The sequence below is a fragment of the Novosphingobium sp. ERN07 genome, assembly GCF_012641335.1.
Classification (GTDB): Bacteria; Pseudomonadota; Alphaproteobacteria; order Sphingomonadales; family Sphingomonadaceae; genus Novosphingobium.
Genome location: NZ_JABAID010000008.1, coordinates 123,339 through 135,559, shown reverse-complemented (window position 1 = coordinate 135,559; position 12,221 = coordinate 123,339). Strand labels below are relative to the sequence as shown.

The following is a 12,221-nucleotide window of genomic DNA, read 5'->3' as shown; positions in this document are numbered from 1 at the left end:
GATGCGCGCAGAATTCGCATACGAAGAGGCCCAGAAATACCTGCGTCAGCGCAATTGGCTGGCGCTGGTCGCCAGCGGCCTCGCTGTCACTACGCTGTTCGGCGTGGGTGCGGCAGCAACCCGGGAGCGGGAAGTCGTGCTGGTCCCGGTGACCAGCGAACGGCTCTCGCTCTCCAGTGCCGGACCTGACGCGCATTACCTCGAGCTCGTCACCCGCGACACCGCGCTGATGCTGCTCAACCGGAGCCCACAAGGCCTCGACTACTGGATGGCCGAGATCCTGAAGCTCGCCGATCCGGCCGCTCACGGCCGCCTCAAGGCCGAGCTCGTCAAGATCGTCGACGAGCAGCGCGGCTCGGACATCAGCCAGGCCTTCGTCATCCGCAAGATGGAGGTCGATCCGGCCGCCCTCACTTCGACCGTCACCGGCACGCTCAAGACCTTCGTCGGCGCGCAGGTGATCGCCAGCAACGATCGCAGCTTCCGGTTCCGCTGGAGCCGGCATGGCCTCGCCCTCGGCCTCGTCGGCTTCGAGCAGCTGCAAGACCAAAGCCAGAAGGACTGAAGACAGCCATGAGCTATCTTACCCCAACGACCGCGCTTGGCGCCGGTCTCGCCTGTTTCGGAATAGGCGTCACTCGCCGTATCGACACCGGTTTCAAGGCGCTCGGCGCCGCCCTGTGCGCCCTCGCGTTCAGCGCGTCGCCGGCCTTCGCCGATCAGTTCGTCGAAGCTGCCGACAACGCCAAGATCGACTGCGTGCTCTCGCGCAGCGAGCTGACGCGCATCGCGCTGGTGGGCGATGGCTTTGCCAACGTCTCGAAGATCGCCAGCGCCTATCCCTACAACGATTTCACCGTGACCCATGAGCCGGTCCGCGGCGACATCTACATTTCGGTGCCGCCGCAGTTTGCCGCCGACCGGGTCAGCTTCTTCGCGACGAGCAAGGCGGGCTACGTCTACAAATTCGCGTGCCGGACGGCCGCCCAAGAGGCGAGCCAGATCTTCGTCACCAACCCGGCGCTGAAGACCCATGACGCCGAAGACTGGGAGCAGGCGGCAGGTCCCGATGAGACCGCGATCCGCCTGATCGAAGCCATGGCGGGGGATGCGGTGCTTCCCGGCTTTACGGCCCGCGCCGAACTGGGGCTCCCCCGCAAAACCGGAGGGATCGAGGTCCAGCTGGTCGCGGAATACTCCGGCGCCGAGCTCGTCGGTCAGCGCCTTGTCCTGCGCAACCTTGGCAAGGAGCCGCTCGACCTCGCGGCCGACCGTGAGGGCCCGGCCGGAACAATCGCCTTTGCCTATGCCCGCGATGCGCTGCGTCCCGGCGAGACGACCAGCGCCTTCCTTGTCTTCCGCAAGGGAGGGCTCGAGTAATGGCACACGAAACCGAACGGACGGGCGCTGAACCCGCCGCCGACAACAGCCAGGTGGCCGCCACTCCGGAAAGCCGGCGCGAAGTCGGACGCCGTAACCTCAATCGCCAGATCGCCCAGCGCCAGAAGGCTTTGCTGATTGGTGTTGGCGCCCTAGCCCTCATCGGCGGCGCGACGTTCCTGTTCAGCGGCGACAAAGGCAAAGGTTCGGGTGCTTCCGGCGAGGCGGTGTCGATCGACACCGGAGGGCTCGTTAATCGCAACCTGTCCGAACGCGAGTTCGTCGCGACCTACGGCAACCGGGCCGATGCACAGGACCGGGAGATCAAGGCGCTCAAGGAAGGCCAGGTGTCGCGCCCCGAGCTCGAACAGCAGCTCGCCGCGCTCAAGACCGAAAATGCGCAGATGCGCACCGACGGCCAGCACGCGATCGATGCGATCTCGGCAGAAAACGCGGCCTTGAAAGCGCAGCTCGACCAGGCCTCGCGCGCGCCGGCTACTCCAGTCATTCCGCCACCAGCCTATGGTCCTGGTGTCAATCCGGGTGTTGGCATCCCGACCCCAGGAGCAAACCGGCAAGGTGCCGACGGCCCGGCAGCGGACGCCAAGGTCAGCCTGATGAGCTTTGAGACCGGCGGAGCCGGACCCAAGAAGCCCGCCGGCGACACCGCCGCCTCGCAGCTCCTGTTGCAGGACAGCCCCGATTATCTGCCGCCTAACAGCTATGCGCCGGCTCGGGTCATTGTCGGTGTCGACGCCTCGACCGGTGTTGCCAGCCAGACCGATCCACTCCCGGTGGTGCTGCGGATTACCGGCCCGGCACGCTCGGTCATGCGGCGCGGCAAGGTGCTGACTACCGACATCACCGGTTGCCTCGTCAACGGCGCGGCCCGCGGCGATCTCAGTAGTGAGAAGGTCTACGTGAAGCTCGCACGCATGACCTGCGCGCAGCCGGGCGGCCGCTACGCGGTGAGCGAGGTCAAAGGCTTCATCAGCTTTGCCGGCAAGTCGGGCGTGCGTGGCCGCGTCGTTAGCCGCGAAGGCAGCCTTGTTGGCCAGGCGCTGCTTGCTGGGATCGTCGGCGGCTTTGGCCGGGGTTTTTCCGCCAATGCCAATGGCGTCTTCACCGGCCAGATCGGGGCCGACGGCAAGCGTCAGGCGCTCTCGCCGACCGACATTGTAACAGGCGGCATCGGCCAGGGCGCCGGCGAGGCCGCCGACACGGTGAGCAAATACCTCATCGAACGCGCCGAACAATACCAACCCGTCGTCGAGATGCCGACCGGCATCGAGGTCGAGATCGTCTTTCTCGACGGCGTTCACGTCAGGAGCAACACGAAATGAATTACACGGATTTCCGGCCGGGCTTCAAAGCCCGCGCCGCTACGGCAGCGCTTGCCCTCACTACGGCCTTCGCCGTTGTCAGCCTCGGTCTCGCAGCAGTGACCTCTGCTCCGGCCCAGGCGAGTGACACCTTGAGCGCTGTGCGAGCCGCACTCAAGGCACGCCTTCCCAAGACCCCGATCGACGCGCTCACTTGCGAGGGTTTCGGCGGGCTGTGCGAAGTCGTGTCGGGGAGCACGTTGTTCTACGTCGATGGCTCTGCCCGTTACCTCCTGGTCGGGCGGCTCTACGACATGGAGACGCGCCGTGATGTGACGGCAGCGCGACTGCTCGAGCTCAACCCTGACCTCATCGCCGCCGGTGCAGCACGCGCGGGCGGCGAGAGCAAGGCGCAGGACGAAGAACCGGCGAACGCGGCCTCGGCCAAGGTCGATCTTGCCAAGCTGCCCGCCGATGGCGCCGTGCGTTGGGGCAATCCGACAGGTCCCAAGGTCGTGGTCTTTTCGGACTTCCACTGCGGCTATTGCCAGCGCCTGACCGGCGAACTCGCCAAAGCGGGCGTCCAGGTCGAAGAACGGCCGATCTCGATCTTCGGCGCCAAGAGCCGAGCGCTGTCTGAGGCCGTCCTCTGCGCGTCCGATCCGGCCGCCGCGCTCCACGCCGCCTACGCCGGTGAGGTGCCGAAGGCGCGACTGGGCTGCAAGCCCAAGGGCCTCGATGCAAACGAGGCTTTCGCCAAGGCGAATGGCTTCAACGGCACGCCGGTCCTGGTGCGGGCGAGCGATGGCGCGGTTCTGCAGGGCTATCGCCCGGCGAGCGAAATCCGCCGCTTCCTTGGCCTCACTCCGAACAAGGGAGGCAAGTGATGGGCAGGCCCAACAGATTTACCCTCGCACCGCTGCGCTTTGCGGCGCTCGCCGCCCTCGCTGTAGCCACTAGCGGCTGCGCGGTGCTGGGCGGCAACGTCAAGGGGAGCTTCTCGTGCCGGGCACCGGAGGGCAATTGCGCGCCGACCTCGGTCATCGATGACGCGGCCACTCAGGCTTCCGGCAAAGCGCCCGAAGCGACCAGGCTACCCTCGGCGCGCGTCCTGCCGCAGATATCCGAAGGACGGCTGCGCGTCGTGCTTGCGCCCTATCGCGACGCAGATGGGCGGACGCATGAAGCGCGGGTCGTGGAGGTGCCGCTGCCGACGAGCGCGGCCAGCCAGTTTCAGGATCCGGCGAGCCGCCGCGAAGTTGCTCGGGCACTCGCCCGTGCGGTGAGCGCCGCTCGTCATCCCGAGAGCGCAGTGGAGCCGCCGCGCCCGATCGTCTCCCCCGCCGATCTTCTTGCCGATCCTGCCACCACCGCCTTGCCGGACGTGCTCACTGCCCCCTTGCAGCACGCGCCGGCCGGGGGACCCGGGACTGCCTCCCTCCCGGCTCGGGTCCCCCACCCAGATGCACACCATGAGGAGCCCGCTCCTCAGAAAGGTCAACAGCCATGACTCTCTCGCTTGCCAGCGCGCGCGATGCGCTGATGGGGTCGCTGTTTGCGGACACGGCCTCGGCGGAAAAGCCGCGCATGAGCTTCGGCCTCGACATGCTCTCGGACTGGCTCCCGTACCGAGTCTTCGACGAGAGCGCCGGGCTTTACCGCAATGCCCGCTCCAAGGGCTTCATCCTCGAGGTGACGCCGCTCATCGGTGCTGATGAGCGCACCGGCGAAATCCTGGGTCAGTTCTTCTCCGAAGGGCTGCCCCAGGGCGCCTGCCTGCAGGTGCTCAATTTCGCGAGCCCGCGCATCGGCCAAGTGGTCTCGCCGTGGTTCGCACCCCGCTACGAACAGGGCGGAATCTACGAGGCGATCGCGCGCGAACGGATCGCGCGGTTCTATGATCTCGTCTGGGAGAGCGGTTCCGCGCACGCGCCCTTCCACGTGCGCAGTAGCCGTCTGATCGTCTCCTTGGGCGTACCCGACAGCGCGCATGTCACTGATGCCGAACTCGCCGAATGTCGCGAGGGGCTCCTGGGACTCATCCATTCGCTGGGCCTCGAAGCCCAAGCGTTGCGGCCCTCGGCGCTGATCGGGCTGATCGACGAGCTGACGTCGCCGACCACGGCGCGCGAACCCGAGCGTGAAAGCTGGAATCCGCTTGAGCAGATCGATGTCCAGGCGATCCGCAGCGACATCGAGCTCGAGGTCGAGGACGACCGCATGGTGCTGCGAACCGAGCGGTTCCGCGAGATCGGCCGCGACCGCGCTGGCCATCCCGAAGTCGGCGAATGCCTGCCCGACAGCTTCGATCTGCGCCACTTTGCCGTGCGCGCGTTCCCCGAACGCTGGGCGCCTTGGGAATGCGCGCGCCTCATCGGCGACATGTTCACCGACAAGCTGCGGTTTCCCTGTCCGACCGCGACCATGCTTTGCCTCGTCTATCCCGACCAGGAGGCGGCGTCGGCGCGCGCGGGCTACAAGTTCATGCGCACCACGAGCCTGAGCCAAACTAAAAGCGCGCGTTTCCTCCCCAAGCTTGCCGACCAGTCGGCCGAGTGGCGGCATGTCCAAAACGAGCTGCAGGCTGGCAAGAAGCTGGTGAAGCTGTTCTACGGGCTCACCAGCTATTCGCCGCTTGGCCAAGGCGATGCACACGAGCGGGTGATCAAGGCGATCTTCAAGGCTGCAGGCTGGGATCTCGCCGACGAGCGATTTCTCCAGCTCCAGGGCCTGGTCGCATCCTTCCCCTTGAGCCTCGCCGATGGGCTGGCGGACGACATGCTGCGCCTGAAGCGCATGCGCACGATGCTTTCGACGACGGCGGCCAATATCGCGCCGATGCAGGGCGAATATCTCGGCCGCGCCGTGCCGCACCTCCTGCTTGTCGGCCGCCGCGGTCAGCCCTTCTGGTGGTCGCCGTTCGAGAACGGGGCCGGCAACCACAACATCGCGATCTGTGGCAAGTCGGGGTCGGGCAAGTCGGTCCTGCTCCAGGAGCTTTGCGCGGCCCTACGCGGCGCGGGCGCTAAAGTCGTCGTGATCGACGATGGCCGCTCGTTTGAGCACTCGGTCAAACTCCAGGGCGGCCGTTTCGTCGAGTTCACGCTGGCAGCAGGCTTCTCGCTCAACCCCTTCTCGATGGTCGACGATGCCCGGGCTGCAAGCGATGAAGACTATCGTCTCGACTGCTTTGCCATGATCAAAGCCATCATCGGCCAGATGGCGCGGCACGATGACAAGCCAAGCGATACCGAGCGCGGCCTCATCGACCGGGCGGTAACGACGGTCTGGGACACGCTCGGTAGCGGCGGCAGCATCGACGATATCGCGGCGGCCCTTGAACAGGGCGGCGGTGAACTCGGCGTCAATCTCGCGACCGCGATCGCCCCCTATTGCCGGGGCGGTAGCTACGGCGGGTTCTTTTCAGGGCAGGCCAGCTTCGCGCTCGACGATGATTTCACCGTCTTCGAGATGAGCGACCTTGCGAGCCGCGAGGAGCTCAGAAGCGTCGTCCTCTCGGCGATCATGTTCATGACCGGCCAGGCCATGACGCGCACGTCGCGGGCAACGCGCAAGCTGCTGCTGATCGACGAGGCCTGGTCGATGCTGCGGGGCGGCTCGATGGGCGAGTTCGTCGAGACCTATGCCCGCACCGCGCGCAAATATGGCGGAGCGCTCGCGACCGCCACCCAGTCATTGAACGACTACTACAAGTCGGACGGCGCCCGCGCCGCGCTCGAGAACAGCGACTGGATGCTGATCCTCCAGCAGAAGGCCGAGACGATTGCCGATTTCCGGCAGAGCGCCCGGCTCGACATGGACGATCGCACCGAGACCCTGATCCGGTCGCTGAAGCGCTCGGGCGCGGAATACTCCGAGATTTTCATCAAGGGGCCAGAGACCGAGGCGATCGGCCGTCTGGTGCTCGACCCGCTCTCGGCGACGATCTTCTCGTCCGACCCCGACACTTACGCCGCGATCCAGGCGCTCGAGGCCCGCGGCATGCCGCTCGCCGATGCGATCCGCAAGGTTGCGGGCCTCAGCCAAGGAGAGCGCTGATGGCCTTCCACCAGACGCCCTTTGACCACATCGGAGTGTGGTCGCCGCCGCAGCGTTTGCTGCCGTTTCTGCAGGGGACATGTTTCGTCCTCATCGAAGCCTCGCGCTTTGCTGTCTCGAGCCTGCTGATTGTGCTCGGGCTGCCGCTCTTTGCGTTCCTGTTCCTCGCTGGCTGGGATCTGGGGCTGCTGTTCGCGCAGCTTGCCAATCTCGCCGACCACTACCGCGAGGCGGACGCAATCGGGCGGATCGCCTTCTCGCAGGACCTCCAGGGCGTGTTCCTCGCGACCTCGCTCGGAGTGCTGCTCGCGCGCGCGCCGCGGTTTTTGAAGCGCCTCGAAATGGCGCTCGCTTCGCCTGCTTCCCAAGAGACCGACAATGGCGAGACCGACAATGGCTGACACGAGCATCCTACAGCCCTTCAATCGCACACTGGTGCTGCGTCTGGGAGCGGTTCTCCTCGCGGTCTGCCTCCTTCTCTGGGGCGCCTGGGTCAGTCGCGAAGTGGCGCGTCCCCGTGAGCAAATCGTCACCGTGCGCCTGTCTGAAACGATCGCGCGCTTTGTCGATGCCGAAGCGCGCAGCGGCAAGGCGCCCGAGGATGGGCAGGCACGGACGCTGGCCTACCTGCAAGCCGCCGAGGCCGCTGTGCGCGAGATGGGCAGCAATGGCCGGGTGGTGCTGGTCGCCGAAGCGGTACTGGCCGGTGATGTCCCCGATGCCACAGCTGAACTCGAACAGCGCGTTGCCGCCAAGTTTGGCCGGGAGAAGCGGCCATGACGGATCTTCTCGCGCGCACGCTGCGCCGGGTCCGGCGTCCGTTGCTCCTTACCGGGATTGTCGCCCTGCCGTTTGCCTGGGCGCCGATCGCCGCTTTTGGTGAGGATCATGCTTTCCTCATCAATGCGAGCCCGAGCCTGCCCAACTGGGCCTTCTGGCTCGACAAGTCGGCGCCGATCTCGCGCGGCAGCCTGATCTTCTTCGAGCCGCCAGCCTCGCCGATGCTCGAGAGGCATTTCGGGAAAGGTCCGCACCTTTTCGGCAAGCGCGTGCTCGGCCTGCCGGGCGACGTGGTGAGCCACGAGGGCGCCGAGGTCCTGGTCAACGGGCGCAAGGTCGGCGCGCGTCTGACGAAAACCCGGCTCGGGCTCAAGCTCAGCCCCGGACCCGAAGGCGTCATCCCGCGGAACTGCTTCTATGTCGGGAGCGACCATCCGCGCGGCTTCGACAGCCGCTACGCCGAAGTGGGCTTTGCCTGCCGTGGCCACATTCTTGGCAGTGGGAGGTCGATCCTGTGAGGCGCGCGCTTTTCCTTCCACTCTGCCTCGCCTGCGTCCCTGCGGCCGAGGCTCGTGACTATGGCCAGCAAGGCGCGGTCTTCCCGGTGATCGAGCGAGATCTCCTTGAGCAGATCCATACGCGGCTCGCCGCCATGGAAAAGTCGGGCGAGACCAAGCGGCTCAACCAGGAACTGCAGCGGCGCACGGCGGCCCGGGTCAATCGGCCTGAGCTGGTCGCCGGACTTATCCGCGCGAGCGCGGCCCGCCGCTGGAACTTTGATCCGACGATCACGCTCGAGACCGATATTCGGGGCGCCAAGGGCGAGCTCATTCATGTCCGCGGCACGCGAGTGAACCCACTCGATAGCGTGCCGCTGCGCGCCGAGCTCCTGTTCTTCGACGGCGATGATCCCGAGCAGCTCGCCTGGGCGCTGAGCCAGTCTAGGGCTGCGAAGCTCATCCTCACCAAAGGCGCTCCGCTCGAGCTGATGAAGGCACGGCAGCGGCGCTTTTACTTCGACCAGGGCGGCAAACTCATCCGCCACTTCGGGATCGGGGCGGTGCCGGCGCGGGTGCGCCAGCAAGGCCGCGCACTCGAAGTCAGCGAGATCGTCCTTCCACCCCGTCAAGGAGTCCGCCCATGACACATCTTCGTCGTCTGGTAGCGGCTGCGCTCGGAGCGCTGGGCCTGATGCTGGCCAGTCCAGCCAGTGCAGATGCGGGCCCCGGCCGCTGCACCGGCAGCTTCGTCAACCCGATCACTGACATCTGCTGGTCCTGCCTGTTTCCGATCTCGGTCGGGGGCCTCAAGATCTGGCCGTCGAGCCGTCCAGATCCTTCCAACCCGACCCTGCCGCTGTGCCTTTGCGGTTTGCGGCCGGGCATCGCCATGGGCTTCTGGGAGCCGGTCCGACTTGCCGACGTCAGCATGAAGCCCTGGTGCTTCGTCAACCTGGGCGGGATGAAGCTCGATCCCGGCTTCGATATCGGTTTTCGCTCGATCAAGGGGCCATCGGCGATCGGTGGGGCAAGCCAGAATTACTCGAGCTGGCACGTCCACTGGTATGCCTATCCGCTGATCTACTGGATGGAGATCATCACCGATTTCCTGTGCCTGGAATCGGGCTCGATCGACATTCTCTACATCTCCGAGATCGATCCGCTCTGGCAGGACAGCGAACTCACCGCGATCATCAATCCCGAGGCGGTCCTGTTCGCCAACCCGCTCGCGCTCGCCGCCTGCGCTGCCGATTGCGTGTCCTCGACAGTCCACCTGCCGGTTGACGAAATGTTCTGGTGTGCTGGCTGCCAGGGCTCGATGTACCCGATGAACGGCAACGTCTCGGCCTCGATCGGGCATGTCCAGGCTTCGCGGCTCGTGCTCTCGCGCTTTGCCTACAAGCTCCACCGCGAGCTCGTTGCCTGGGGCACGATGGGCAGCAAGGGACTCTGCGGCAAATACCTGATGCCGGTGATGCGCAAGCAGCAATACCGCTTCCAGGCCACCAATCCGAACCCGGCGACCAAGGGGCGCTATGCCTGCCCCCCGATCGGTGCCGCCACCACCTTTCAATCGGCCGGACAGGTCATCCCCGCGATCGGCGAGGACATGGGCTACCTCGTCTGGCGCAAGCGGAACTGCTGCGCACTATGAACCGGAAACTCCTTCTCATCCCGCTGGGACTGGCCGTTCCCCTCGCGGGCCTCGCGCTTGCCCAGAGTGCACCCGACGGCATCGACCTCGAGGCCATTCGCGCCCGCTCGGCAGAGCATGCCGAGGACGCAGCCGCCCTGGCGGCGACAGTCCGCGGGCGGGCCGAAGCGCTGCACGATGACGCGCTCCAAACCCAGGGCCAGGCCCAATCCGCGGGTGCGCGCTATGCCGACAGCCTGCCACCTACGTGGAAAAGCACGGACGTCCTCGATTTCGATGCGATGGTTCGCGAGCGGGCCGAGGCGGAAAAAGCGCCGCTTGGCGAGAGCCCGCGCTTCATCGCCTTTGCCAGCCTGTCGATGCCGCCCGAGGCCTTGAAGGCCTTGGTGCGCGACATGGGCCGCGCCGGCGGCGTGACGGTGCTGCGGGGCTTTCCATCCGGCGATTCTGCGCGGTTCAAGGCGCTCCTGACCGAGATCTGGCAAGGCGAGGATGCTCCGCAGGCACTCGGCATCGACCCGCGCCTGTTCCGCGCCTTCCACATCGAGGCCGCACCGAGCTTTGTCATGGTGGGGAGCGACTTCGCTCCTTGCGATGGCTTTGATTGCCAGGACGTTCCGCCGCCTCACGACCGGCTGACCGGCAATGTGACGGTCGGGCAGGTCCTCGAAACCTTCAAGGACGGTGCCGGCCCCGGCGCCGCGCTGGCGCGCCTTCATCTTGCCCGCCTCGAGGAAGGAGAGGATCGATGAGAACAATCCTGACGCTGCTCTGCGCCGGGCTGCTATCGGCAGGCGCGGTTCAGTCCGCCAGAGCCCAATCCCAATCAGGTCCGACGACTGCTGATGCGAAGGCTGACGGCAAGGCGTTCGGCAATGCGGTGATCGACCAGGTGAAGGGTGCGGCGACGACATCGCCCGATGCCTCGCGCGTTCCCGGTTTCAACCCCGCCGGGACGCAGAGTCTGGAAGATCTGGCCGCCCATCCGGACCGGATCGAGGGAGCGGCGCGCAGTACAGCCACTGGCAACACGGCCATCCGCACGATCGAGGACTCGATGAACAATCGGGCGCGCTTCTCACCCCAGGAAATCAAGAGCATCCTCGCGCGATCGGGCGAGATCAGCGAAACTCCGCTCGACTACACCAGCGGCATGTCGGTGTCCGGCTCGAAGGGCAATTGCGTCCCGCTGCCGCCGGGCACCGGCTCGGTCGGCACTTACATGGCGACCTGCAACACCGGTTATACGGCCGAGCAGAAGTCCGCATCCTGTCCGATCACGCTGGAGGCCAGCGCGGCCCCACGACAAATCTATGGCTATTACTGCGTCGGCGGCAGCGGGGTCGATCCCGCCAGCATCTACGCTTGCAGCCATTATCCGGCGCCGCAGTGCACGGTTACTCAGTCCTGGCCGATCAACCTCTGCGATCCTTATTTCGGGATCTACTGGGGCTGCAATTACGGCGACTTACGTGTCGACTTGGTGAGCTGCACCGCCCCGGTCGAGGGCGCCACGCCTTACACCACGACCACCGAAACCGTGGTGACGACCCAGCGCAATGAGAGCCAGTGCTCGGGTTTTGCGGGCGATGCCAATTGCTCGCAGGACAGCGAGGTCTGCACCGACAGCGATCCCGTCACCCGGATCGTCGATGGCGTGCCAGTGACCCAGCCATGTTGGGCCTGGCAGCGCAATTACACCTGCTCAGCCAGGATCGCCGGCAATGATTGCAGCGAGCTCGAGGCGAACGGCAGCTGCCATTTCGTGCGCGAGGATTGCCTGACGGGTGACAGTCCCTGCTCGACCGCCGAGCGCGTCTACGAGTGCCCGGTGCCACCGAGTGAGAGTTCTGGCCAGCAATATGTCTGCGATGGCGACGTCTACTGCATCGACGGCTCGTGCGAGACAATCCAGCGTGAAGCCAACGACGAATTCAAGGACGCGGTCGTCGCCTTGAGCGCGATGGACCAGGCGCGGCGCGAATTCGATCCTGGGACCATGACCCTGTTCAAGGGCGAGCGCGAGACCTGCTCCTCCAAGGTTTTCGGCGTGCTCAACTGCTGCAAGGGCAAGGGCTTCCCGCTCATCCCGGGCATCCAGCTCCTGGTCGCGCTCGGCTGCGGTCGCGAGGAAATTCTTCTTCATCAACGCGATGCGCAGGGCCTGTGCGCCTATGTCGGAACCTACTGCTCTTCGAGCTTCCTTGGCGTCTGTCTGACCAAGAAGAAGGTTTACTGCTGCTTTGAATCCAAGCTGACCCGCATCCTGCAGGAGCAGGGCCGCGCGCAGCTGCCCAAGCCCTGGGCCAAACCCAAGACCGAGCAGTGCCTGGGCTTCACGCTCGACGAGTTCGCCCGCCTCGACCTCTCCCGCATGGATTTCTCCGAGGTTTACGCCGAGTTCACTGACGCTGCGCGCCTCCCCGACGAGCTGCAGACCTCTGAACTGATCCAGCAAAAAATCCGCGACTATTATGAAAGGAGCAGCCAGTGAGCGCGCTTCGTACCTTTGTGACCGCCGCCCTC

Annotated in this window: 13 protein-coding genes; all 13 read left to right on the top strand. The window is 65.7% G+C overall.

All coding sequences use genetic code 11. The annotated features are described in order from the left end of the window. Position 1: 1 nt before the first annotated feature. From HGI47_RS12725 to HGI47_RS12665, 13 genes are read left to right on the top strand one after another with little or no spacing between them, the layout of a single operon-like run. On the top strand, positions 2 to 565 hold the full coding sequence (locus HGI47_RS12725; RefSeq protein ID WP_168853147.1) for a type IV conjugative transfer system protein TraE: 564 nt from the start codon (positions 2 to 4) through the stop codon (positions 563 to 565). A gap of 8 nt (positions 566 to 573) precedes the next feature. Further along, positions 574 to 1,380, top strand: coding sequence for a type-F conjugative transfer system secretin TraK (locus tag HGI47_RS12720; RefSeq protein WP_168853146.1), 807 nt, complete (start codon positions 574 to 576; stop codon positions 1,378 to 1,380). Next, the gene (locus HGI47_RS12715) at positions 1,380 to 2,723 is read left to right on the top strand and encodes a TraB/VirB10 family protein (RefSeq protein WP_168853145.1); all 1,344 of its coding nucleotides are present in this window, start codon (positions 1,380 to 1,382) and stop codon (positions 2,721 to 2,723) included. Before HGI47_RS12720 ends, HGI47_RS12715 begins: the two co-directional genes overlap by 1 nt. Next, entirely contained in the window at positions 2,720 to 3,589 is an 870-nt protein-coding gene (locus tag HGI47_RS12710; RefSeq protein ID WP_168853144.1) for a DsbC family protein, read from the top strand. The genes HGI47_RS12715 and HGI47_RS12710 overlap by 4 nt, the downstream gene beginning before the upstream one ends. Continuing rightward, entirely contained in the window at positions 3,589 to 4,212 is a 624-nt protein-coding gene (locus HGI47_RS12705) for a hypothetical protein (RefSeq protein ID WP_240950165.1), read from the top strand. Before HGI47_RS12710 ends, HGI47_RS12705 begins: the two co-directional genes overlap by 1 nt. Further along, positions 4,209 to 6,761 carry a type IV secretion system protein TraC gene (gene traC, locus HGI47_RS12700; protein ID WP_168853143.1) on the top strand — a complete coding sequence of 851 codons (2,553 nt, stop codon included), beginning with the start codon at positions 4,209 to 4,211 and terminating at the stop codon, positions 6,759 to 6,761. The genes HGI47_RS12705 and traC overlap by 4 nt, the downstream gene beginning before the upstream one ends. After that, positions 6,761 to 7,162 (top strand): hypothetical protein, encoded by a 402-nt coding sequence (locus HGI47_RS12695; protein ID WP_168853142.1) that lies wholly within the window; start codon positions 6,761 to 6,763, stop codon positions 7,160 to 7,162. Before traC ends, HGI47_RS12695 begins: the two co-directional genes overlap by 1 nt. After that, positions 7,155 to 7,541 carry a TrbI F-type domain-containing protein gene (locus HGI47_RS12690; protein WP_168853141.1) on the top strand — a complete coding sequence of 129 codons (387 nt, stop codon included), beginning with the start codon at positions 7,155 to 7,157 and terminating at the stop codon, positions 7,539 to 7,541. The genes HGI47_RS12695 and HGI47_RS12690 overlap by 8 nt, the downstream gene beginning before the upstream one ends. Next, positions 7,538 to 8,059 (top strand): S26 family signal peptidase, encoded by a 522-nt coding sequence (locus tag HGI47_RS12685; protein WP_168853140.1) that lies wholly within the window; start codon positions 7,538 to 7,540, stop codon positions 8,057 to 8,059. The genes HGI47_RS12690 and HGI47_RS12685 overlap by 4 nt, the downstream gene beginning before the upstream one ends. Continuing rightward, entirely contained in the window at positions 8,056 to 8,685 is a 630-nt protein-coding gene (gene traW, locus HGI47_RS12680) for a type-F conjugative transfer system protein TraW (protein WP_168853139.1), read from the top strand. The genes HGI47_RS12685 and traW overlap by 4 nt, the downstream gene beginning before the upstream one ends. Then, positions 8,682 to 9,695 (top strand): conjugal transfer pilus assembly protein TraU, encoded by a 1,014-nt coding sequence (traU, locus tag HGI47_RS12675; protein WP_168853138.1) that lies wholly within the window; start codon positions 8,682 to 8,684, stop codon positions 9,693 to 9,695. The genes traW and traU overlap by 4 nt, the downstream gene beginning before the upstream one ends. Beyond that, positions 9,692 to 10,447 (top strand): type-F conjugative transfer system pilin assembly protein TrbC, encoded by a 756-nt coding sequence (locus tag HGI47_RS12670; RefSeq protein ID WP_168853137.1) that lies wholly within the window; start codon positions 9,692 to 9,694, stop codon positions 10,445 to 10,447. The genes traU and HGI47_RS12670 overlap by 4 nt, the downstream gene beginning before the upstream one ends. Next, positions 10,444 to 12,189 (top strand): conjugal transfer protein TraN, encoded by a 1,746-nt coding sequence (locus tag HGI47_RS12665; RefSeq protein WP_168853136.1) that lies wholly within the window; start codon positions 10,444 to 10,446, stop codon positions 12,187 to 12,189. The genes HGI47_RS12670 and HGI47_RS12665 overlap by 4 nt, the downstream gene beginning before the upstream one ends. Positions 12,190 to 12,221: the final 32 nt, after the last annotated feature.